At 40.8% G+C, this 23,113-nt stretch carries 19 protein-coding genes and 1 pseudogene; 4 read left to right on the top strand and 16 right to left on the bottom strand.

The features are described 5' to 3' along the window. Positions 1–162: 162 nt before the first annotated feature. From AC6RNO_RS09415 to AC6RNO_RS09400, 4 genes and pseudogenes are all read right to left on the bottom strand, one after another. Positions 163–394, bottom strand: a pseudogene (locus tag AC6RNO_RS09415) (transposase); the annotation flags it as partial. A gap of 173 nt (positions 395–567) precedes the next feature. After that, positions 568–774: a DUF7695 domain-containing protein gene (locus AC6RNO_RS09410; protein WP_497105277.1), complete on the bottom strand. Its 207-nt coding sequence runs from the start codon at positions 772–774 to the stop codon at positions 568–570. A 123-nt stretch (positions 775–897) separates the two neighbouring features. Next, positions 898–1,869, bottom strand: coding sequence for a hypothetical protein (locus tag AC6RNO_RS09405; RefSeq protein WP_497105276.1), 972 nt, complete (start codon positions 1,867–1,869; stop codon positions 898–900). A gap of 42 nt (positions 1,870–1,911) precedes the next feature. Continuing rightward, positions 1,912–2,925, bottom strand: a complete 1,014-nt coding sequence (locus AC6RNO_RS09400) for a TniQ family protein (protein ID WP_497105275.1) — start codon at positions 2,923–2,925, stop codon at positions 1,912–1,914. A gap of 310 nt (positions 2,926–3,235) precedes the next feature. Between AC6RNO_RS09400 and AC6RNO_RS09395 the strand changes: the two genes are divergently transcribed. Further along, positions 3,236–3,427: a hypothetical protein gene (locus AC6RNO_RS09395; protein ID WP_497105274.1), complete on the top strand. Its 192-nt coding sequence runs from the start codon at positions 3,236–3,238 to the stop codon at positions 3,425–3,427. Between the two features lie 320 nt (positions 3,428–3,747). Further along, positions 3,748–4,020 carry a LuxR C-terminal-related transcriptional regulator gene (locus AC6RNO_RS09390; RefSeq protein ID WP_497105389.1) on the top strand — a complete coding sequence of 91 codons (273 nt, stop codon included), beginning with the start codon at positions 3,748–3,750 and terminating at the stop codon, positions 4,018–4,020. 645 nt (positions 4,021–4,665) lie between these two features. On the opposite strand, the gene AC6RNO_RS09385 is transcribed toward AC6RNO_RS09390, so the two are convergent. Together AC6RNO_RS09385 and AC6RNO_RS09380 are read right to left on the bottom strand one after the other, a co-directional pair. Continuing rightward, the gene (locus AC6RNO_RS09385; protein WP_497105273.1) at positions 4,666–5,061 is read right to left on the bottom strand and encodes a hypothetical protein; all 396 of its coding nucleotides are present in this window, start codon (positions 5,059–5,061) and stop codon (positions 4,666–4,668) included. A 211-nt stretch (positions 5,062–5,272) separates the two neighbouring features. Continuing rightward, complete coding sequence (locus AC6RNO_RS09380) at positions 5,273–5,863, bottom strand: hypothetical protein (protein ID WP_497105272.1); 591 nt, start codon at positions 5,861–5,863, stop codon at positions 5,273–5,275. A gap of 328 nt (positions 5,864–6,191) precedes the next feature. Between AC6RNO_RS09380 and AC6RNO_RS09375 the strand changes: the two genes are divergently transcribed. Both AC6RNO_RS09375 and AC6RNO_RS09370 read left to right on the top strand, forming a co-directional pair. Continuing rightward, positions 6,192–7,310, top strand: a complete 1,119-nt coding sequence (locus AC6RNO_RS09375) for a hypothetical protein (protein ID WP_497105271.1) — start codon at positions 6,192–6,194, stop codon at positions 7,308–7,310. A 142-nt stretch (positions 7,311–7,452) separates the two neighbouring features. Continuing rightward, the gene (locus AC6RNO_RS09370; protein ID WP_497105270.1) at positions 7,453–8,466 is read left to right on the top strand and encodes an S-layer homology domain-containing protein; all 1,014 of its coding nucleotides are present in this window, start codon (positions 7,453–7,455) and stop codon (positions 8,464–8,466) included. Between the two features lie 682 nt (positions 8,467–9,148). Here the strand turns inward: AC6RNO_RS09370 and AC6RNO_RS09365 are convergent. From AC6RNO_RS09365 to AC6RNO_RS09320, 10 genes are all read right to left on the bottom strand, one after another. Then, positions 9,149–13,048, bottom strand: coding sequence for a two-component regulator propeller domain-containing protein (locus AC6RNO_RS09365; protein ID WP_488434292.1), 3,900 nt, complete (start codon positions 13,046–13,048; stop codon positions 9,149–9,151). Between the two features lie 23 nt (positions 13,049–13,071). Further along, positions 13,072–14,244, bottom strand: coding sequence for an S-layer homology domain-containing protein (locus AC6RNO_RS09360; protein WP_488434291.1), 1,173 nt, complete (start codon positions 14,242–14,244; stop codon positions 13,072–13,074). 103 nt (positions 14,245–14,347) lie between these two features. Beyond that, complete coding sequence (locus AC6RNO_RS09355) at positions 14,348–15,280, bottom strand: polyprenyl synthetase family protein (protein ID WP_488434290.1); 933 nt, start codon at positions 15,278–15,280, stop codon at positions 14,348–14,350. Positions 15,281–15,290: 10 nt separating this feature from the next. Further along, on the bottom strand, positions 15,291–15,917 hold the full coding sequence (locus AC6RNO_RS09350; RefSeq protein ID WP_488434289.1) for a response regulator transcription factor: 627 nt from the start codon (positions 15,915–15,917) through the stop codon (positions 15,291–15,293). Next, positions 15,914–18,241 (bottom strand): sensor histidine kinase, encoded by a 2,328-nt coding sequence (locus tag AC6RNO_RS09345; protein WP_488434288.1) that lies wholly within the window; start codon positions 18,239–18,241, stop codon positions 15,914–15,916. The genes AC6RNO_RS09350 and AC6RNO_RS09345 overlap by 4 nt, the downstream gene beginning before the upstream one ends. A gap of 541 nt (positions 18,242–18,782) precedes the next feature. After that, positions 18,783–20,069 carry an ABC transporter permease gene (locus AC6RNO_RS09340; RefSeq protein WP_497105269.1) on the bottom strand — a complete coding sequence of 429 codons (1,287 nt, stop codon included), beginning with the start codon at positions 20,067–20,069 and terminating at the stop codon, positions 18,783–18,785. Then, on the bottom strand, positions 20,062–20,967 hold the full coding sequence (locus AC6RNO_RS09335; protein WP_497105268.1) for an ATP-binding cassette domain-containing protein: 906 nt from the start codon (positions 20,965–20,967) through the stop codon (positions 20,062–20,064). Before AC6RNO_RS09335 ends, AC6RNO_RS09340 begins: the two co-directional genes overlap by 8 nt. Beyond that, positions 20,964–21,890 carry an ATP-binding cassette domain-containing protein gene (locus tag AC6RNO_RS09330; RefSeq protein WP_497105267.1) on the bottom strand — a complete coding sequence of 309 codons (927 nt, stop codon included), beginning with the start codon at positions 21,888–21,890 and terminating at the stop codon, positions 20,964–20,966. Before AC6RNO_RS09330 ends, AC6RNO_RS09335 begins: the two co-directional genes overlap by 4 nt. After that, positions 21,887–22,309: a GntR family transcriptional regulator gene (locus AC6RNO_RS09325; RefSeq protein WP_497105266.1), complete on the bottom strand. Its 423-nt coding sequence runs from the start codon at positions 22,307–22,309 to the stop codon at positions 21,887–21,889. Before AC6RNO_RS09325 ends, AC6RNO_RS09330 begins: the two co-directional genes overlap by 4 nt. Further along, on the bottom strand, positions 22,302–23,036 hold the full coding sequence (locus tag AC6RNO_RS09320) for a hypothetical protein (RefSeq protein WP_497105265.1): 735 nt from the start codon (positions 23,034–23,036) through the stop codon (positions 22,302–22,304). Before AC6RNO_RS09320 ends, AC6RNO_RS09325 begins: the two co-directional genes overlap by 8 nt. Positions 23,037–23,113: the final 77 nt, after the last annotated feature.

The following is a 23,113-nucleotide window of genomic DNA, read 5'->3' as shown; positions in this document are numbered from 1 at the left end:
GCCTTTATCGCTTTAACTAACAACAAAGGCGTCACCACTTACGAACGACACCTCTTTTTAACCTTTACCAAAGGGCTGAATGAGCTTTCACAGTCTTTGTGAGAATGGCTGCAAGAATGTATGTATGGAGTTGACTGGTAAATACCGATTCTCATCTCATTCCCATAACTTGGTGGACTCGTTTTTGCCAATCCAGTTGCCCAATAAATTCATCTTGCCCAGACCAATGCCAATGACCATATAGACTGCTTAGCTCACAATGGCTCCATCCAATTTGTCGCATTAGAGATAAGCACTGCAAGACCTCGATAAAGTAGAGTCCTTGCAGATGGTTTTGAATTTCGCGAGTGCTGACGCCTTTGGCATACAGGGCAATGATTCTCTGGACGATCCCGCGGCATCCACGGATCGATCTTTATCCAACCGTTCTTTGTGTCTTTGATTTCGAAATTTTTGACAGAGTCTCCGGTTTCAAACCCAAATGCATTAGTAATTCTCTCAAGTAACTCGATCAATATGTTTTTACCCTCGTCCAATACTTCCAAGGTTTGTATTATTTCCAACCAGTTATATTCCTTTACAAACAATTTCAATACTCCACTCTGTCAGTTCCTCATAATCCTCTAAAGAACCGTTACGACTCAAATATTCATGGCCACCGTCCACTCCAACTTTCCCACATTTGCAGTTAATATATTCATATAAACTTTTTGATTCAATTACATTTAGGCAATGTTTACATCGTATAGCATTCCGAATTATTTTTCTACTCAATTCATAATCTCCTTTATTTAAATGAATCCAAATTGAAGTCAAACTCCCGAATGATTCCTACTAATGGTTTTAGAACATTTCATTAAACTGTGTACTTGAGCAATTATCATTTTATAATTTCATCTAGTTCAACCATTGTCTAATCTCATCATGAATCGCTTTTTTATAGATGGAGTCTTTTGTGTGAAAATCCCCTCTCTTCAAACCAAGCTCGTTAATAATGTGCGATACATACACTGGTTCATTGTTACTTAATTTATACCTTACGAGATTTCTGATGTTCTTAATGTTTTGATGCTTTCGGCAATCTCTATCCTTTTGAACTATATCTCGAAGCCAAGATGTTATTTCAGGAAAACAACCTCTAAGACGCCCATCCTTTATTCCGCTAGCTTCATAGAATACGTTCATACTTAAAGGTTGATCTCTTTCTTTGAATTGCATAAGAACATCATTACAACGATTAAAAATAACTGCAGCTTCATGGGCTAGACGTATATCCTTTTGTTTATTATGAAAATCTTGAATAAGCTTATGCAAATCGAGGTAGTGTAAGTAAGATTCGTGAAGGTTGAGAATAGAAGCAATTTCTCTTACCGTAATATCTACCTCCGAGTAAAGTAACTGATTTGCCACTTCTTCAACTCGTAGCAGCCATTTTTCATGGGATCCTTGATCGCCGCGTTTATAGAGCGTTTCTTTAAAAATGAATGGAATAACAAAATCATGATGAGAAAAAAAATAATATACTTCAATTAGTTCTAACTTAAAACACTTTTTCAATTGTATCACTGCTTTAATAAATTTCCTTGTTTCCCCATAAATGACCTTGAATTCTTCCATAAACCTTTCTAATGTAACAGGCAAAGTCCTTTGAGGAACGTAAAAGTGTCGAACATTTTCTGGTATCAAACCGTGATATAGCATGTAACCTAAATACTTATTGATTTCAAATCTTTCGGATACATTAGTTCTCTCACACATTTCAGCACGAGATTTTCCAAATTTAACATGGGAAAGCAAACAAGTAACTGTAACTATATCTCCATATATCTCTTCCCAATCTCCATTCTCCTTACGATAACCATATTTCATTAGACATTCCCGACACAAGTATGTGTCAGAAAAAACTCCTTTTTACATATCATATGTTCTATGTGTAACTTTTAACATCTGGTTATTATGTTTGTAAGATTTGCACCAAAATGCTAAACATGGTCCGAGGGGCCTTGTCATGGATTTCGATGATATCGAGGAATAATATTCTTCTGGAATATCCCATTCAGCAAAATCAGATAAGGCAATCCCTTTCTGACGAAGAACAGGCAATAATTGAGTAATAGTAGGACGTCTTAGCATTGACTCACTACTAACTTCAGTGTTCAATATAAAACGTATAAGGCCTTGCTTAAACTGTCTATGTTTTAGTACCCCATTCAATTCGTCATTTTTACATTGTTCCAATAAATACAAGTATTTCAATGCAAGAACCCTCTCATGATCTTGAAGAAAATTTGATTTCACTAAATTACTATTTGGATTTAGTAGAAAAGCCCAATCTTCATGAATCCGAAATTGTTCTTGCAACAGTACTTTATCTATACTAATTTGGGTTTGATCAGCTGATAGTAGCATTCTACAATAAAAACAGCGTGAAATATCCAATGGAATATAGGGCTGTTCCTTATTGCAAACGGAGCATTTGCTAATTAACTTTACACCATGTTCTATACATATTGTAACTTCTTTAACTTGCCAAATTAATTTGTAAAATGGTTTTGAGGTCTCCTTCAGACACGTAGGACAATATTTTCTAATACCATTACAATATAGCATTTTCATATTGTTTGAATTGAATGTATTGATTGAATGAGCATTTTCATTAATATTCTTCAGTACTGTTGTGAATGTCATTGATTGAATCTGTTCATCAGATATAAGTAAAAGTTGACTCAACTTACTTAAACTAAAGTGTAGATGTGGTAGTACATCAATTGTATGAATGTTGATCGGGGCTTTTATTTTAAAAGTATGAATGACATCTCTCGCCTCAATTCCGTTTGCTCTAGTACTACGATAAAAGAAACTAGAGAAAGCTTCGCCTGGTATCGGTTTCAACCTTATGCCAAATTTAGTACCTTCCATCATCATATATCCCCTCTCCAATCGGTTATATCAAAGTTTTAACCTAACTTCCCCCTACAATCAACCATTTGTCTATCTTGTACTTTATTTCGCCACAATAGCAGTAAGGACACCTAAGAATACGTTCACTTCCTTCATTAGAATGGTAAACGTCAAACCCACCCTATCGGCCTAGCGTGGGTTTGACGTTTAAGGGGTTATTGTGCTCATTAAATAAAAATCCTTGAAACTCATTTATTCCCCTTATAAATCCTCCCCTTGTTTTATTTTAAGGGTTTCAGATAGTGGATTTTATCATGTATACTGAGGCCACATTATGAAAAATAAGGAGATTGTTATGGATATTTTCCATGTTACAGCTAAAGAGTTAGTTGGTGTGTTTGCATTATCCTTTCTTCTTCAATCCTTTATTCTTATCTCGATGGATTATAAAGTGATTGACTATGAAGAAAAACTTCATGGTACAACAGGAAATATAAATTATTACAAAAATAACCTAGACTTCTAGTGTGGATGGGCGCTACTTTCTATAAAATCACCACATTCAGAGAGCGCCCACTATCGGATCAAGCATGTGATGCGTTATATGTCGATGTGCGAGAAGAAGTTCGAATTTACTCAAGAGGATTGTAATCGCAAGTGGGAAGAGAGTGGGTATTTCGAATTTTTCCGAATCATGATTCTGTGATCCGATTACTTGGAGCTTTCATGCTTACATTTCACGAAAATGGATAACGGGTGAAAAGTTTTTGAAGATGTCTGAAGCTTTCGCCCCGGAAATGATCACTTGGATGGTTATATATGTTGCAATAGATTTTGTTTGTAAAGATGTATGAGAAAGGGGGGAAAGAGATGGGGGGAGGTGTTTCAGAGAAACTTCGAGAAAAGATTTATACGATCATAATACCTTTTGGACTTACAGTCAGAGAGAAAGAAATTCTCATATTATGGGTAGAGGGTAAGGATTATAAGAACATAGCTGATGGAATTAATATCTCGAGAAACACTGTAAGGAAGCACATACATAACATTCATACAAAACTAGGTGTAAGCTCAAAGAACAGCCTATTAATTTTTCTGCTTTCTAGCTTACATTCATAAACGCGAGGAATCGTGATTTAATTGTGCAAGATCAATTTTGGCGATAGCCGAGACTACCAAGCATCAGTCTATATGTTTTTTCAGCAAGATAAGTACAATTTGTGCCACTCCATTAATGCCGATCAACATGTATTTCATTTAATCGTTCTATGAAATTTGTTATCCGCGGATACTGTTAGAAAATTGGGATTAAACTTTAACCAAAAAGTTTACGGACCACATTATGCTACTGATCTTCCTGTCCAGCGACACAAATATAGTCCGTTTTAGAGGAAATTCTTTTATTTTTAACAAATTGAAAGAGACCACATTTGTGTCGCTGCACACTTCCCTATTCAGAGACTTTTGGATTCATTTTGATTTTTTTGTATATTTTGATTCGTTCACCAAATCCCTATCCAAGAATAATACACATGTATTATTTCATTTTTTTACAAAATCCCCTAATATTTATATCAGGGTTGGCCAACCGTAAATCTTGTAAGGGCATCTTATAAAAAACTAAATACAACCATTTGAGGATATTTTAGGAATTTGTATGTACCACATTTTCGTGGAACGGTGACGGCCTGCTTCCAGCTTGTAGTCGATCTTTTCCCGCTTATTGGAAAGTTCCACTGTAGTACGGCGTTTATACGTCAGTTTTCAAGCTTCCGAATCGCGCGGTGTCTGCGGAAACAAACGGGGATTGTCCTTGCTCTGTGTGTGGAAGGAACGCCCATATTTAGCTGTGGAACAAGGCGTACCACAAGAGCACTCCGTACAAGTCGTCATCATGGGACAGAGCCATTTGAAACGCTTCTGCGACTGGTCGTAGCCGTTGCGTTTCATTTCCAGACCAGCCGGGCAGATGGGGATTCCTTTAGGCGAGATGCGAATGTCGCCCCCCGTCTCCAGAGGCTTGGCGCCGCGCACATTGAGATCAATAAACGGCTCGATGTGCTGATGCGCGAGCAAGTCATGGATGGCACCGGCATCGTGGGCGGCATCAAGCAGAACCTTGTCCACCATGCCCAAGGTGAAACGTTGCGAAAATTCCACGGTACTTACACAAAGCTCACTGCATCGTGGCGCGAGGCGGGTTGGAGTCTGGGATACAGTGGCTGATCATGCGGGCTGTTTGCAGCAGTCAGCATGTACAAATGGTATCCGTTGAAATATCGTTCCCGGGCGCTGTCCCACCCTGAGTCGCAGTCGGGTTGGGAGTACAGGCGAGGGTGATTGGCATTTCGCTATACCTCGGGCATGACATTCACAGGAAGGTTTGCTGCGGGGGGAAAGCGAAGGTCACGACGGGCGTGCCATCGCCAGCTATCGTCAATGCCTTTGCGTCCCCCAGTAAACCGAGTTTTTCCGATACGGTTACGATCTGAGAATGAAAGAACTCCAGCAGCCGGTCGAAGGGTTGGGCCCGGAAAGGCATGCCGCTTCGGAGAATTCGTTCGACGAGCCACTTGACTTTACCGGCGGAGGTGGTGGGAGCCTTTTCTCCCTTCTTGCCTTTCTTCGGCTTACGCCGCTTCGGTTTCTTTTTGGGTTTGATGTTGTTCTCTTCAGCGGCCCAGAAACGAGACAAAAAATCGTAGAATGTCCCGACGCCTGGAATATCCCCAGGCTCAAAGCCGCTGAGGATGAAGTAAAGTGGAACCCGGTAAAGCTTATCCACCCATTTGGTGATGCCGATCTCAGGCCTGACGAGCAGAAAGAGCAGGTAAGAGCGCAGCATCGATGAGGGAGCGCGGGGAGCAGGACCTTTGTCCGAGTACGAATCGCGCAGGAACGTGGACGTATGAGAGAGGTCGGAAATGAGGCACTTCCAGATGACAGGCCAATCTCGACGCACGAGCACAGCCACACCATTCGTGTAGTGCAGGCGAAGGCGATCCAAGACAAAGCGTTGGTAGTCCGAATATGGGACGAACTCCCCGATCACGCGTATTAAGGGAAAAATGCTTTCTCACGGGACTTTGGAGCGAGTTTGAAAAAGTCAAGTGTTTTTGACGAAGAAACAGCCATATTCTGAAATATTTTTGCCAATTCAAGTGTGGTTCAAATAAAAAATCCCCCTGCAAAAGTAGGAGGGAAGCAAGTTTGATGGTTCAAGGAATCTCTTGTCCCATCTGCCTCGGCGAATGCCGAGAGGCTATATAATATATTAGGAGGAATTTATTTTGAAAAAAATCGCTTTAGTAGCTCTTGCAATTTCCTTGACAACTGCTAGTATCGCTTCAGCTTCAAGTACAAATTCCGATTCAAGTCCCAGCCATGAAGAGTTTCTTAAGCTAGATGTTGAGAAAAAACGCATAACTTCAAAAAATTTTCTAAAACAAAAAGGAATTTCAGACCAAAAGATTGCCAAACTCGAAGATAACCTCAATTTTGCAATGGGTATTATCCAGGATAATAATTTTAACAACGAGCAATCTGCCAATTTTATTGAAGGTATAATTAATCCAAAATTAGAAAATCTTCAAACCGGTAAAGAGTTACCTGATGGGTCACACGAAATCAACGGGATTAAAGAACCTGGATTCGGAACAAAAAAGAACATTGAAAGGGCTTTCGCGGCTGATACAGCCCAAAAGAATGAGTTGCAAACTACAGAGCAAAACATTAGCACAAAAGCTAGTTATGCTATGGATACAGGAGCACATTACATTTACACTTCAACACCTGGTTACCATAAGGCTTATATGCACGTACAGTTCCCTAAAGTTTATTTAGCCAATACGGCTACCACAAGGGCTATGGAGTTCTTTGGATTCTACCATTCTAGTGGTGGAGGCGGTGACGCTGGATTAATCACAAGGGATGGTAAAATATGGAAACTAGCCATGAATATTTACCCAGATATTGATGGAGATGCGTGGGGGGAAGGTCAAAATACTATCGATAGTTCAACACATGCAGAAGTCCTGTTAGTTTCTTGGGAGAAAAATGATACCTTGTTCACTAGTGCTTTCAATAAAATTACTGGAGCACAACTGAGTGCTATTTCTTATTATGCACCCGGTCATGGTTTTGATATGAATAATACTAGTACGAGGGTAAACAACGAGCACTCTCTGACTTTTTTCAAGAATAAAGGTGATCTTACGGATGGATCATACAGTTTGTACGGAAAGCATTATAATGTTCTCTTGGGTACAAATGATTCCAACGTTGTTAATTGGGACTCTTCTAAAACATATTGGGAACGCAAATCGGGGACATCCGATGAACAAAGCACAGTTACTAAATATGGTACTCCATTCAGTGATGAAGTTTCAATCCGCTTTAACTTGCCATGATAATCAAAATAATCAAATCGCTATACTTAGCCTAAGTTTGTCGGTTAAAAACGTAGGATCCCTTCGGGGGTCCTAATATGTTTTTGCAACATATTAACTTAAATTTCGTCTAAGATTTAAATCCAGTTTAAGGAGGAAAAATATGAAATTGCGTAAACTTATGTTAGCCATAGCAACAAGTATGTTATTTCTGAGTCATAATAACGTCAAGGCAGAAGAACTAATTTTCAATGATGTTTCAGCTGATCATTGGGCTGCTAGCGCGATCTGGACAGCGGTTAAAGAAGGAATTGTTGACGGTTATCCAGATGGAACATTCAAGCCTGACCGTACTGTTGGGCAAAAGGAATTTATCAGTATGTTGATACGCGCTTATCAGCCAGCTGATTTTCAAAAAGAAACCGGGGCAGAAATTAATTGGTCCAAACCATATATGGATTATGCCTTCGCATACGGATGGGGAAGCAGTATTGTTGTTCCTTTCCCCACTAGCGGAGCCTTATCTCCTGATGTAAATATGACACGCGCACAAGCAGCCAAACTCATTACAAATGCGTCAGGGAGAAATTATAATCAAATAGACTCAATAAAATTTTTACTGGATAGCAATGTAGTTCAAGGAAAAGTTAACAATACAGTAGATGGTTTTCTTGGTAATGACAGATTGACAAGAGCAGAATCTCTAATGCTTTTAAGTAATGTAAAAGCACATTTGGATATTTTGTATCCTTGTCCAGAGCAAGAAACTACCTATGATTCTAAAACAATAAATAAACTGCCTGAGGAAAATATGCCCCTAGAAGTAAAAAAACCGTCTGAACTATCCCCCCATACATTTAGTTCAGTGGTCTTTGATAGCCCTAAGTCCGGGTATGAAAAAATAAATACTAATACCTTTAGCTTATCGGGAAAAGTTGATAAAGCAGTGGGATCCGAGTTGAATGTCGTTATTGAGAAGAAAGAACCCGATGGTTTTGTCAAAATTGACACAAAAAAAGCCAGCATTAATAATGATTCATTCAACAATTCTATTCCACTTTCTAAAGCTAGTGGAGTATACCGGATTTCAATTTACTCGCAAACAGCTTATAACGGCGAATTATCAGAGAATGAAAAGAGAATAACCTTCTTTTATATTGAAGTCGCCCAAAAATAATTTGATTTTTATTTCCTCCTCAGAGTTGAAGCAAAGTTTCTCGCGCCCAAGCGCCAGTTCTTCTGGAACTGCACGCTTCGATCGGTAGCCAACACTAGCTGATTGATGGGCAGTGTCGGTTGAATCTCCAATCCACTGGAGGACGAAGCAACTGGTCATGTGTGGAGAAGTAAAAGAGCAACCAGATGTGGACCCTTACGGGGAATTCGGCGCTGCGCTACGGCCGGCTCGCGCATCGATTGTCAAAGTCGGGCCAATCGGGACACAATAGGAGCGCCGGTACGGCCGCAGTTAAGGGCGCTCCAGTCTAGAACTTTATTTGCCTTGGACAACAAGCTGGAAGCAGGCCGTCACCGTTCCACGAAAATGTGGTACATCCGCATCTACGGCATTATGATGTGCCAACACATTGACGCTTGGTATGCTCACCAGCAGAAGGAGCAGACAGACCCGGTATGAGTTACCACCGATCTGAAGCCCATTTGGACGTGCATCCACTTTTTTCACCTATACACCGGAACTTCGCAAACTAATCTACACCATCAATATTAATCAAGGGTTACCATCGCCGGTTCGGAAAGATTACCAAGGAAAAAAGTGCCGCCGCGGCACTTTTTTTTGCAAGAGTTCCATTTCAAAGGTTACACTTTTTTCTTGATAGTCTTTATAAATTCTTGGAGCATCAGATGAATTTTTTCATCTTGGCAAGTTGTGCCCCTTTTTCAATACCTTCTCCTTCAACTCCAAGTTTCTTCAATATTTTACTGATGTGTCCTTCTAATGTTTTTTCAACTATTTTATGCTCCCTTTGCTCATTATATCTTTCGAGTAATTCGCGTCGTGGATAAAGATAAGCCAGCATTAACAACTCTCTTTCTATTTTTGTGAAATTACTTCTTTGTTTTTCTAAAGTCATTATTTGTAACTGGAGATGGGCGCTTACCCTGGCAACTAGCTCGTTTTTTGAAAAGGGCTTTGTTAAATAATCATTCCCGCCTGAATCAAATCCAACTATAAAGTCATCAGGGTTACTTTTAGCTGTCAAAAATATAACTGGCAGTTCATCCTTGTTGTACGTTTCACGAATCTTTTTGCAAACCTCATATCCGGATATCCTCGGCATCATTATATCTAGCAGGACCAAATTAATTGAATCACTCTCGATAATCTCCAAAGCTTTTAATCCATCCCGAGCAAAAACAGTATTCCAATCCTGTAAAGCAAAGTGGTTAAATACTACTTGCAAATTAACAGGATCATCGTCAACTACTAAAACGTTGGTATTGTTGGTGCTGGATCTACTCTCGTAGGAGATAGCTATTTCATCTTTCGCAGCATATACCTCCAATTGACTATGTACTCTCCGATCGAAAATGATCTCACTGTGGTTGGGAGAAATCCCTTTGGGCAAAGTGAATGAAAATTTTGATCCTTGCCCTACCTCTGATTCCACATGAATTGAACCACCATGCAGTTCAACAAGATGTTTTGTAATCGCTAGGCCGAGTCCAGTACCCCCTTGTTCTCTTGATTCTGAGCTATCTACCTGTTCAAATGGTTCAAAAATAATTGTAATTTTATCTTGTGGTATCCCTATTCCTGTATCAGCAATTGAAACTTCAATAAACTCGCCAAGTGTTTGAGCAGAAATTTCTATTTTCCCCTCTTGAGTAAACTTTACTGCATTACCGATAAGATTGTACAAAATTTGTTGAACCCGATCCTCGTCAGCATATACATAGATATCGTTTGTAATTTTGTTTTCTAAAATAATATCTTTAGGAAATAGAAGCGGACGAAGAGCTATAAGAATTTCATCAAATAAAATGGAAATATCAAATGACTTTTGATTTATCTGTATATGTCTATGCTTTATTTTCGAAAAGTCAAGTATATTATTTACAAGGGTGTTTAACCTTCTAGCATTAGTTATCACATTGTTTAAATTTTTTTGCACCACATCGTTAATAGGACCACCAATTCCTTCAAGTATGGAATCTGTTATACCAATGATCCCATTTAAAGGAGTCTTCAGTTCATGAGTTGTGATTGCAAGTATATCATCCTTTAACCGATCCATCCTCACGAGTTCTTGGTTAATAATTTGTTGTGCCCTCAATTCCTTCTCATGTTCCTTTGTTCGAATTCGATTATACAACCCCAATAAGCATACTGTTATTATGGCATATAATACATATGCCCATCGTGTCTTCCAAAAAGGAGGGTCAACGACAATCTTCATGGTTAATTGCTTATCAGACCATATCCCATCAATATTGGTACCTTTAATTCGAAGAATGTAATTACCTGCATCTAAATTGGTATAACTTATAAACCTTCTGGTCCCAGCATATACCCAATCTTTATCTAAGCCGTCTAATTTATATGCGTACTGATTCTTTTTCGGATACGTATAGTCAAGTGAAGCAAACTCAACAGAAAATGCGTTTTCCTTATAAGACAAATGAAGTGAATCTGCACAACATTTGATATTTTTATCTTTCACCTCAATATTGGTGAAATTTATAGGAGGAAGGAAAGAACTTTCCATAACTTCCGAAGCATAGAAGCTAATAAAACCACTCACACCTCCAAAAAATATTTCTCCCCTGTTGCTTTTATAATAAGAATTTCCGTTGAATTCATTACTTTGCGATCCATCTCTTACATCAAAGTTTTTAAATGTTTTCCTGTCTGGATCAAACTTGGATATACCAAAATCCGTACTTAACCACAAACTTCCCCCTCCATCAGCAAGTATCCCATACGTAGTATCATTCGGAAGTCCGTCATCTTCGGTAAAAGATGTGAACGTTTTTAAATTTTTATCGAATCGATTTAAACCTCCCCCTGAAGTTCCAACCCATATAGTTCCTTTAGCATCTTCATAAATTGAACGAATACGGTCATGGCTAATACTATTTCGATTATTAGAGTCATGTGTGTAACCAACGGTAGAACCAGCTATTAAATCAAAACAATATAAACCCGAATTAGTCCCGATCCACAATGCTCCGGTTTTATCTTCTAATAAAGAAGTAATCCACGTAGAACCATGTAAAGATTCAGTAGAGAATTCGGTTAAGATTGTACGGTTTGAGTCCAAAGAAAATAAGCCCTCATTCTTAGTACCAATCCATAATATTCCCTGCTTATCTTCATAAAGAACCCGAACGTTATTGAGATGTATTTCATTATTAAGATCATTTTGAAGATGAATGAACTTGTTCGTTTTTCGATCAAAACGATCTAAACCTGTTTGTGTCCCCACATAAATTTCGCCTTTTGAATCCCCCATAATAGTCCAAACATTACCTGAACTAATGCTATCTTCTTCCCTTGGATTATGCTGATAATGTTTAACTTTCCGCCTGGTTGAATCGTATACATTCAACCCCTCTGAGGTACCTACCCACAACTGATTTTCTCCATCTATCCAAAAACTCCATACATTGTTATTGTCAAGTGTATTTGGATTGGAAGCTACATGATAATAATGAGCAAATTTTTCCCTCTCCCCATTAAATTTACCTATACCTGATGTATTTGTTCCAACCCAAACAATTCCTGAACTGTCTTGAAAGATTGATCGAATGTTATCCTCGGGTAGACTGTACAAGTTTACAGGATCGTGAAGGTATTTAATAAAACGTTGTTCGTCAGGAATGAACAGGTTTAAACCCTGATTCGTTCCGATCCATAGCCGACTTTTTGTATCTTCATAGATATACTGTACATGGTTATTACTCAGGCTATCAGGGTTATTCGGATCATTCACATACGACTGGAAAGTACCTGTTAATGGATCGAATTGGTCCAGTCCATTTTCTGTACCGAACCAATACTTCCCACGTATATCTTGGTAAACAACCTCTACATGATTGTCACTTAATTCATGACTTGTTTGTGAGTCGCTTCCATAATAAATAACCTCTTCTGTTTCTGGGTTAAATCTCGTTACCCCTTGATCCTCAGTCGCGACCCATAAAAATCCGTTTCGATCCATAATTAAGTCACTGATTCTATCGGAACTGATGGTATTTGAGTAATGAGGATCAGAGTGATATGTTTTAAATTTCCCCGTCTTCCGATCCAAACGGTTTAACCCATTATCGGTCCCAATCCACATAAATCCTTGTCTATCTTCAGCGATCTCAACAATCATATTCGAGCTAAGTGTATCTACGTTATCTTTATCATTAACATATCGTGTAAAACAATCGTTCCTTTCATCATATTGATTCAACCCTCCATTCAAGGTTCCAATCCATAGTACCCCTGATTTATCGATATACAATGTATTGATCCAATTATCGGAAAGTGAAGTTGGATCATTTTTATCGGACTTGTAGACTTTGAAGTTATAGCCATCAAATCTATTTAATCCATTTTGGGTTGCAAACCATAAAAAACCATTATGGTCTTGTACAATTTTGAAAATGCTATTCTGAGATAGATTAGAGTTTGTAGAATCAATACGCTCAAATTCTTGTTGTATATCCTTCGCCTTGACGGGTTGCTGAATGAAAATTAGGAAACTTATAAAGAAGACAAAAACCATCCACGATTTATTTTTAAACAACTCCCCCACCGTCTCCTTTAAGACTACATTTCATGAAGGTTTTTCTCTACACCCTGTACAATAACTGGTTTCTTGGCGGGGTCAAGCCAGCTCATGATTTTCAGCAAGTCAGATTCAGGCATGGCCGTACACCCAGCTGTACTCTTTCCTTCCCCTCCCCAAACATGAAGAAATATAGCACTTCCTTTACCTGGAATACGCTCAAGGTTATAATTAATTTCAACCGCATAATCATATAGCGTATCTTTTCTCAAAAGGGCTTCTGCCGATTTCCATCTTCCATTAGCTGGACCTTCTTGCCAAGTGTTATAAAAAGAGGAATCAGGGTCATCTACCCAAAAATCATTTTCGTTGGTTTTCCTATAACTTAGTTTTGTTCCAGGATTTTCGTACTTTCCGAATGCCTGACTTAATGTGAACACTCCCTCCGGGGATTTTTTCACATATTCGCTCATATCAGATGTAAATCCGTCTTTACCAATAACTCCTTTCATTAATGGGAACTTCTTATGCCAAATTCCATTTTCTTTCTCAAAAGTCTCAATTTTAACGGAAACTTGATTGTAATCATCTGCAGTCACCACAATTACTTGCTCTGCATTGCCTATCGTTTTCAATTTCTCAACAATCAACTGAGGGATTTTCAGTATACTTATATCACTTGGGGATTGGGGTCTGTTAGCCAATGTCTTATTTTGAAGCTTTTCATGCAAGTTTTTAAGTGTTTGAAGAGCTTCTGCACGAGTCAAATAGTCATCTCCCTTAAATCCTTCTATAGTTGCGGACGTTTTCCCGTTTATTAATCCATGATCTAAAAGATACTTAATAGCATACTTATCCGAATAATTTACCCCTTGAGTTGAAGAAATGATTTCCGCCATAGATTTTCGAGTTATTGCAGCGTTCCGTGAATTTGTTAACGGATAATTTTTCTCTTTTAAATACAAGTAATACTTATCTGACCATGAATTCGATTTGTCAGAGTTCGGAATATCCCCAAAAGACCTCACTAACAGCGCGACAAGCTGTTCTTCCGTAATCGTGTCATCTGGACGAACGGTTCCGTCATCGAATCCGACCGTTATGTTATTTGAAACAGCCCATTCAAATGTAGGGTAGGACCAATGGGTTATATCCAGATCGCGGAAAGCAAGCTTTGAATCAGACGCAAAAGATGTTCCAGGAAAAGAACCCATTAATGATAGTGATAAGAAACAACATAAAATGCGAACGAAAGTAAACGTAAATATCCCTCTCTTCAGATAAAGTTGGTTTCATGCTTTTGATCAAGGGCATCGGTCACCCTTTCACTTCCTCTTCCATGAAAGCGGCAAACGTAATTTCTTTAAATCTTTCTTTCCACGGAGAGATAGCCTGCAAATCAGAAAAAAACTTTTCAGCTTTTTGAAGGCATATCAATTGAACAGTCCGCGAAAATTCGATACATCCAGAGTCGTATATCATCTTTTTAAACTCTTCATTCTCATTCCTCAAAAAGTCGTCTGGAATACTACCGGCATAATAGTTCTGTAATTGACTAAAAGCTGGATCATCCACAGACAACAAATACAACACGGGTAATGTACGTTTCTTCCTCAGCAGGTCACTTTTATCCAATCGAGTCAGATCAGTCATATCATTTTGGATCTGGTGGATAAGTCCGATATAATCTGCCAGTTGGTTTAGATGATTTTTTGCTTCTTCTGTACAATTATCTAATAATAGATAACCCATTAAACAAGCAAGTCTAAAGATAGAACCTGATTTCTCTTGTGTCATCACAAAGTATTCATCCTCAGTAAAAATCGAACTGGTCACATCTTTATGTTGTCCATTGATCGACCTTGAGACAACCTTGCTTATCTCAAGAAGCATCTCCCCAGTGACTTGTAGTTTCCCTAACTCACCAAAAGCTCCCATAAGTAAAGATATAACTGCGTTTAATACCATAGCTTGCGGGCATTGCATCCATAGCTTGCCCTTCTGATCCTGATCCTGTAAATCATCTACAATATTCGAGCACAAAATAATAAGTTCCGTTACTGCCCCTATTCGATGTATATATGGCGAGGAACCTTTTAGCATATAATGCGTACAAATTGTAATCTCTGACCATGAGGGCTTTTCCTGAGCATAATCAGAAATAAATGATTTAATCAACTTGTTCAATTCATCAAAGTAAATATAATCATCAATAATCTGCCCCATGTACAATCTAACGTTTTGTTCCAACTGTTCACCCCTAAGTCCGTACGTTATACTTGCTTTTCAGGAATTTCTCTACCGCTTCCATTTTCGATTTTGCGCCCAGTTTTTCGTAAATTTTCCTCAAATAATTATCAACCGTTCGTTTACTCAAATGAATTTTATCCGCCATTTGCTCATGAGTAGCACCTTGTACCATCATATTCATTAAAAGTATCTCTTCCTCACAAAGTACATCTCTTTCAAGGAAAGTTCCCTCATCTGTTTTACTATACATCGAAAGTGGGATCATTGTGTGATTATCCAGAATACAATTCACCATATTAGTGATTGTCCGCCGGCCCGACTCCTTTGACAAAACACCGCTTACATTAATTTTATTTAATACTGGATAAATTTGTTTTAATTCGACTCCGGTAAAAATAATGACATGAATTTCGGGATATTTACTTTTAATCTGAGTTGCAACCTCCTTTCCAGATTGATCGGGCAATATATAATCTAAAAAAACTAGATCTGGCTTGTCCATTGATACTTGTTTCATACACTGTTCACCGCTACCCGCAACACCAATCACTTCAATTCCATCCATTTCATTCAATAATGATTTTGTTGCCTCTGCAAATAATGGATGATCATCAACAACAAGCGCTTTAACACTCATGCAGACATAACCTCCCTAGTTGGTATCTTAATGAAAAACTTGGAGCCCTGACCTCTCTCTGCAACTAGCTCAAAACAACCATCCATATGCAATACCCGACTTTTTATGTTTTCAAGCCCTAATCCCGTTAATCCACTCTCCTTATTCCGTATTGTCCCAATGCCGTCAAAACCAATCCCATCATCCTCATAAATCAAATTAAAACTTTCGCTATCTTCTGTAAGTTGGAGCCTAACTACTGTCGCCTGCGAATGTTTTTTGGCATTGTTTAGCAACTCTTGAACGATGCGAAAGATATGCCGTTTGGTCAATAAATCCTTATTTTCGATCGATGGAGCATCAAAGTTGAAAACGAGCTCAAAAGGAGTCATGAAAGCCTCTTTCTCCATATACAAATTCAATGTATAGATCAAACCAACATCCTTCAATAAATGAGGATGAAGCTCAAAACAACTTTGCCTCAAACCTGCATTAATCATCTCCAAATAATGAATCATATTATCCATTTGCTTACGATCCTCTTTGCTCATGATATATCTCTCAGTAACAGCGGTAAATCTCCTTTTGAGGAAAAATAAATCTTGCATCGTTGTATCATGAAGATCAGTAGCAATGCGAATCCGCTCTTGTTCCTGCAATTCAAACATAACCTTACGAAACCACTGGAACTCTTGAGCTGCATTTTCATGAGGGATCTGTGAGGCAAATTGCTGCATACCAAATGTTAATTTACGGATCAAATGAACATTTTCTAAACTAACTTCCAAATATGATGTAATCAAGTCTAACCACTGCAGTTCCTCCTTTCCGAGCAGCGTATTTGACTTTTTGCATGTCAACACCAGGTAGCTTGTATACTCTTCGTTTCGGTTCATTTCAATAGAGGTATAAAGAGGATGAGTAGATATTACTGAATTTTTGACAAGCTGTTTAATTTCAGTAATATCTATCTCCCCTTCATAAACGATTTCCATATTGTCCTTATAATAAAACACAATAGCTCCACCCATGACCTGAAGTGTCCCTACAATATCGGTAAGCACACTATCTTTTAGCTCGCGAAAACTTGAGACGGAGACAAGATTTTTAGATATTTTCTTTAGTGCTGATTTCAAAACAAACTTCCTTGGAAAGAAAAATGGTTCAAGCCGAACAGTCATATACTCAGCTCCGTATAAACAAATAGAAACAAGAATCAGTGTCCCGGCAAAGATAAATAATACCTGTTTTTCATCAATTATTTGGCGGAAGAAAATTGCGTACATACCTGTAAACAGACTTGCTGGTATAATTGCAATTAGACACCCAAATAAGAAACGCCGGATAACAAGACCTGTATCGTACAACTGGTTGGAAACAATTAAATAGATAAAAGAAATAGGAAATATTAAAACAAGCCAACTTGCATATAAAGCATTCATAAATTGAATTCCAAAAATTAATTTAGGGATAAAGGAAAATACAATAATTGGCGAAAAAGAAAGCCCTAATGAAACCCCGATGCTTCTAATTATGCTTGAAACATTGGGTTGCTGTTTTCGCGTTTTAACATATAATATTGTAAGAACACTCAAATTCATCAAAAAACCAAAAACAAAAAAGCCTAAAGTCCCAAGGGTATTATAATGATATATAACAAGCATAGGCGGAAAGAAGTATAAACATCTTAAAGAAAATGATAATAAAACAATAGCATATAGCCATTTTAGAGAGTAACCCTGTATTGCTAGCCCCCCTTTTTCCCTAAAAAACACAATCAAAAAATGAAAAAAAAGAACAGGGAGAGCCATAACAAAACTTGAGATTAGCACCTTGCCTAGAGTGTCTCCCCGAACAGAAGCGCCATAACTCATTAAAATGATGGCTCCGGCAAAAAATATAACTGCAAGTAACTTTGCTGACTCAGAACGACGCAATTTAAAAAGAAGAAACATAAACATTGATAGACATATCAATTCTTCCATGATTGGAATTATATCGTGGATGTAGGTACTGTTCTTGTCGAATATGATTTCATGTTCCTGTCCATTCCTTGAAATCAATAATTCTTCAGTTTGCTCGATAACTTTCCATTTCTGAACAAAGGAATTTTCACTAGGAAGGTTGTGGTTAACCCGTTTAACAACATCCCCCAGTTTGATATCCATTTTAGCGCTGGCACTATCTTGGTCAATTTCGGAGATAATCCACTGATGTTGTTGGTTAAGCGTTACTGAGATCCCAATATACGGATAAAAGAAAGTTATAGAGGAACACCACAACTGCAATAGGATAAAAAATAAAATACATAGCCCAACTATATACTTATTTCTCACAATCATCATTCACCACATTCTATTATTTTGTTATACTACATTTAAATAAACTTTCCATGTTAGGGGAAGAGCAACCATGACCAAAATTGAGTTAGCCCCGCAATTGAAATATTACATCCACACATTAAAACGTGCCGAATTAAACCACATCTCTACCATCAAAGAACTACCATTATCGAAAACTGAGATCGCCGCGGCAGCAAGAACATTTAATCATCCCGTAAACATAAGAACTGAACAATTATTAATAATTAGAAATAACTGGGATTAAATCACAGTATTATTCTACCAAACTAAAGATAAATTGTATAATAATCTTTAGAGGATCAGTATTAGTGCAATGTACCTACAATAATTTATATTCATATTCTTTGGATAGAAAAATTTTCATATTTCATATAGAAACAGCGAAAAACCCGGACAAATCAAGGCTTTGATTTATCCAGGCTTTTTCATTCAGTCTCAAACATATACCCAAATTTGTCTCATTTATCGATCAAATCCGTCTCAACTGTAACCGTTACTCACATCGCAATTGCGCAGGCAGCTTCTACACCCTGTAAGCCCGCATCGCTTTGCGGAGCTCTTTCCACGAAGGGCGCTTGCCGTACATCAGCACGCCGGTGCGGTAAATTTTGGCGGCCAGCCAAGCCAGACCGAGAATCGCGGCAAGCTGGATGGCGATGGACAGCCATATTTCCCAGACGGCCGGGCTGCTCATGCCGATACGCAGGAACATAATCAACGGCGAGAAGAACGGGACGTAGGACATCGCCACGACAAAACCGGCGTTCGGATTGCTCAGCCCGAACATGGCGATCATAAAAGCGGCGACGATGAGAAAAGTGACCGGCATGATCGCCTGCCCGACCTCTTCGGTGCGGCTGACGAGCGAACCTATGGCAGCGAATACCGTCGCGTAAATGAAAAACCCGAGCAGGTAAAAAATCAAGAAATAGACGAGCATGGAAATTTGAATGTCCGACCAGTTGAGATGCAGTTCCCGGATCAGCTTGCTGTTGCCGGACAATCCCAGATTGACCGCCGCGGCCGCCAGGGTCAGCGCAATTTGCAGCAGCGCCAACAGGCAGATGCCGATGATTTTGCCGAACATTTGCTTAAGCGGCGAGACGCTGGTGATCAGCACTTCCATCACACGTGAGCTTTTTTCCGACGTGATTTCCATAGCTACCATGTTGCCGAAGCCGATGACGCCCATATACAGCATGAACAGGAGCACATAGACGAGCGCATAGGCCATGACCATTTGCGATTCCGTTTTGCCTGCCGCCGCCTGATCCGATGCTGAAATTTGCACCGTTTCCAGACTTACCGGCGCTTGCATGCTGCTCATTTGCGCTGCGCTCAATCCGGCGTTCTGAAGAACGACATCCGTCTTGATCAGCTGCAGTGCCGATAGCAGCTTGCTTTTGAGGCTGAATTCCATCGTGCCTTCCGATTTATAGACGGCTTTCGGAAATCCCGCCTCCATCGCATCCGTGAACTCCAGATAGCCTTTAATCTTCTTGTCGGCGATTTGCCGCATGCCCAGAGCTTCGTTCCCCGCCGCACTCCCTGTATTTTGCAGCATGACGATAGCGATATCCGAGCTGCCCTGCTTACTGTAGTAGTCCGCCAGTTTGCCGGCTATTTCGCTTTGCTTCCCGGCGAACACGCCGATTTTATCGGCTTCATGCGAGGACAGCTTATCGATCATCGTCGGAAGATGAATCATGACGGACAATAGCAGCACGATAATCAAACACATCACTCGAAACGATTTGGAACGAAACCGCGACATGAACGTAAATTTGACGACTGTCCACATGCTATTCATGCGTTTTCCCCACCTTGTTGATGAAAATTTCGTTCAGCGTCGGCTCCATGATCTGGAAGCGGTTCACGGGCGATTGGCTGAGGGCAAGCTGGAGGATTTGCTGACCTGCCGAAGGATCGCTCATGCGCAGCTCGCAGCCGTTCACATGTTCCGTGACGGAGACGACGCCCGGAATGTGCTCCAGCCCTTTGACCGGCCGCTCCGTTTCCAGAACCACCCTTTCTTTCGAAAAGGTCGCTTTAATCTGTTTCAGGCTGCCTTGAACGACCGTATTGGATTTATGCAAAATGCAAATATGTTCGCAAAGCTCCTCGACATGATCCATCCGATGGCTGGAAAAAAGAATCGTTTTGCCTTCGTCGCGCAAGCTTTTTACAGTCGTCTTGAGCAGTTCCACGTTCACGGGATCCAGCCCGCTGAACGCTTCGTCCAGAATCAAAATCTCGGGATTGTGGATGACGGCGGCGATAAACTGGATTTTTTGCTGGTTCCCTTTGGACAGCTCTTCCACTCTCTTATTGTAATACTCCGGCACTTCGAACCGCTCCAGCCACGCCTTCAGGCTCGCCTCCGCCTGCTTGCGCGGCATACCGCGCAGCTCCGCCAAATATACGATCTGCTCGCTTACCTTGATCTTCGGGTACAGGCCGCGTTCTTCGGGCAAATAGCCGAGCAGCTTTCTTAATTCCTCGCGGTAACCCTGCCCTTTCCAAACGATTCGCCCTGAATCCGGGTATATAAGTCCGAGCACCATCCGCATCGTCGTCGTTTTTCCCGCGCCGTTCGCACCCAGCAAACCGTAGATTTCTCCCTGTTTGACGTTAAGATTAATGCCGTTAACAGCCGTTTTTTCGCCATACTGCTTCGTCACCTGCTCCACCTGCAGCGGATAAGTCATTCTGCTCCCTGCCCTTCGTCTCTCATTTGCCGGTCCATCAAAAATCCGAGAATCTCATCCAGCTCCACCGCCTGGGTTTGCAAAATTTTCACGCCGATCCGCTTCAATGCCGCCTCCGTCTCGCCAGGCGCATTGCTGACGATCTTCACCGTGGCGGAACCGCCGCGCTCCTCAAGCGATACGACGCCGGCGAGCTGTGAAAGCGGCTGTTCGGACCGCTCCACCCAAAACCTTTTCCAGCCGTCCAGCAGCACGTCTTTCTCGTACATGCCAAGCAGCTTTCCTTGATATATAAAAGCCACGTAATCGGCCATGCGCTTCACTTCGTCCAGAATGTGCGTGGCGAATAGCACCGTCTTCTGTCCGCGATCCATAAAGCTTGTGATCTCGTCCATCATCATCCGCCAGGCGAACGGGTCCAGCCCCGCCGTCGGTTCGTCCAGCAGCAGAACGTCGGGATCGTAGGCCATCGCATAAATAAAAGCCAGCTTGCGCTTCATCCCTTTCGATAAATGGGCCAGCTTCTGCCCGTTGTCCAGACCGAAGCGCACAAATAAATCGCGAACCAGCGACTCGTCCCAATTCGGATACCAATAAGCGACGAACTCGGTCAGTTCTTTTACTGTTTTGAAACCCGACTCGCTCCATTCCTCGGACTCCGACACGTAGCCCACCCGCCGCTTGAGCGCGATTTCATCCTGCTCGTACTGCCAGCCCAGCAGCCTTATTTCCCCGGCTTCCGGCTTTGTAACATTCATCAGCAAGCGGAACAAAGAGCTTTTACCCGAGCCGTTCGGACCTACTATCGCAACGATGTAGCCGGGCTCTACCTCCAAATCCAACGGGCCTATATTTATTTTATCGAGCGTCTTGCGCAAGCCCTTAATCGATACGGCCAACGTTTGACCGGTTCCCTTCATCATACATCGCTCTCCTCCTTGCCATTCATCTCTTGCCGAAGGGCTTCCTCAAACAAACCTCTGAGCTCTTCCGCCGTGCAGTTGACCGTAAGTCCCGTACGGATCGCCGCCCTCATCGCTTCCGACACCGCATCCCTGCGGTAGCGCTCTCTCATTGATGCCCCGACCTGAGCCACGAAAGTGCCTGTTCCCTGCCTCGTCCGGAGAATCCCTTCGTTCTCCAAATCCTGGTACACCCTGCGGATCGTAATGACGCTGCACGACAGATCGCCGGCAAACTCGCGGATCGAAGGAAGCAGCGTTCCTTCCGCCAGCTGCCCGCTCAAGATGAGCGCTCTGAGCTGAACTTCAATCTGATGGTACATCGGCTCCGCGCTGTCTGCGGATATTTGTATCGGTATATGATGCATCGCTTTATCCATGCAGATCACGCTGATTCAGCCTTTTGGCCAGCATATTCCCGCTAACGTACACAGCAGCAGCCGCAAGAAGCAGCGAGACCGCAGGAATCAACAGCCCGTAATGCCGCACCCACTCCATAGTAACGATCCAAATCGGCTGCCCGGCAGCCGCAATCCATAACAAATATGCACTGATCGCATAGACAGGCAGCAGTATGAGACTGCGTAATAAATAGGCTTTGCCATGAACCCCTAATTCCCAGTACACGCACAGGCTCCCCATCATAATCGAATACCCCATCCAAGTCAGTGCCAGACTCACAAAATCGCCCAAGTCCGGGACTGTCCTGCCGAATATAGCCAGCATCGCGTAATTGCAGGAATAAAATACAACCGACATGGCGATGACCATAATTAAAATTTGTAAAAAACGGCTGTAAATAATGACCCGATTCGACACTGCCATTGTTTTCAAGAAAAACAGTCTTTTCGTGAACGCATCCGTTTTCCAGTAGCTCATATACTCTTTAGTAAGCGAAAATCCCAGACTCGAAACGACCGTCAGTATAAAAAAATTGCTTGCAAGCGCCAAAAATACCGATGCCGCTCTGGAGTCCAACGCTCCTGTCAAAGGCCCAACCATCGTGTTGAAAGCCAAACCGCAGTACCCGTAAAGCAAAATACTTCCCAAATGCACCAGCCACTTATTCTTAAGTTCATGCGAAGCCAAGTACCAAGCGTCCTTCATAATCCGGTCTCCAAACATCCTCTCACCTCAGTGTGTCTACTGTGTATATTGATATGTACAGTATATACACGAAAAAA

The sequence above is a fragment of the Paenibacillus sp. sgz302190 genome (assembly GCF_059820445.1).
The sequence above is the reverse complement of the archived record's forward strand: the minus strand, read 5'-3'. Positions and strand labels throughout refer to the sequence as shown.

Excerpts from the sequence above, each read along its gene's own strand:
- AC6RNO_RS09405 (WP_497105276.1), bottom strand. The coding sequence starts at position 1,869 with ATGAAATATGGTTATCGTAAGGAGAATGGAGATTGGGAAGAGATATAT.
- AC6RNO_RS09400 (WP_497105275.1), bottom strand. The coding sequence starts at position 2,925 with ATGATGATGGAAGGTACTAAATTTGGCATAAGGTTGAAACCGATACCA.
- AC6RNO_RS09395 (WP_497105274.1), top strand. The coding sequence starts at position 3,236 with ATGAAAAATAAGGAGATTGTTATGGATATTTTCCATGTTACAGCTAAA.
- AC6RNO_RS09390 (WP_497105389.1), top strand. The coding sequence starts at position 3,748 with ATGTATGAGAAAGGGGGGAAAGAGATGGGGGGAGGTGTTTCAGAGAAA.
- AC6RNO_RS09370 (WP_497105270.1), top strand. The coding sequence starts at position 7,453 with ATGAAATTGCGTAAACTTATGTTAGCCATAGCAACAAGTATGTTATTT.
- AC6RNO_RS09360 (WP_488434291.1), bottom strand. The coding sequence starts at position 14,244 with ATGGGTTCTTTTCCTGGAACATCTTTTGCGTCTGATTCAAAGCTTGCT.
- AC6RNO_RS09350 (WP_488434289.1), bottom strand. The coding sequence starts at position 15,917 with ATGAGTGTTAAAGCGCTTGTTGTTGATGATCATCCATTATTTGCAGAG.
- AC6RNO_RS09345 (WP_488434288.1), bottom strand. The coding sequence starts at position 18,241 with ATGATGATTGTGAGAAATAAGTATATAGTTGGGCTATGTATTTTATTT.
- AC6RNO_RS09340 (WP_497105269.1), bottom strand. The coding sequence starts at position 20,069 with ATGAATAGCATGTGGACAGTCGTCAAATTTACGTTCATGTCGCGGTTT.
- AC6RNO_RS09335 (WP_497105268.1), bottom strand. The coding sequence starts at position 20,967 with ATGACTTATCCGCTGCAGGTGGAGCAGGTGACGAAGCAGTATGGCGAA.
- AC6RNO_RS09330 (WP_497105267.1), bottom strand. The coding sequence starts at position 21,890 with ATGATGAAGGGAACCGGTCAAACGTTGGCCGTATCGATTAAGGGCTTG.
- AC6RNO_RS09325 (WP_497105266.1), bottom strand. The coding sequence starts at position 22,309 with ATGGATAAAGCGATGCATCATATACCGATACAAATATCCGCAGACAGC.
- AC6RNO_RS09320 (WP_497105265.1), bottom strand. The coding sequence starts at position 23,036 with ATGAAGGACGCTTGGTACTTGGCTTCGCATGAACTTAAGAATAAGTGG.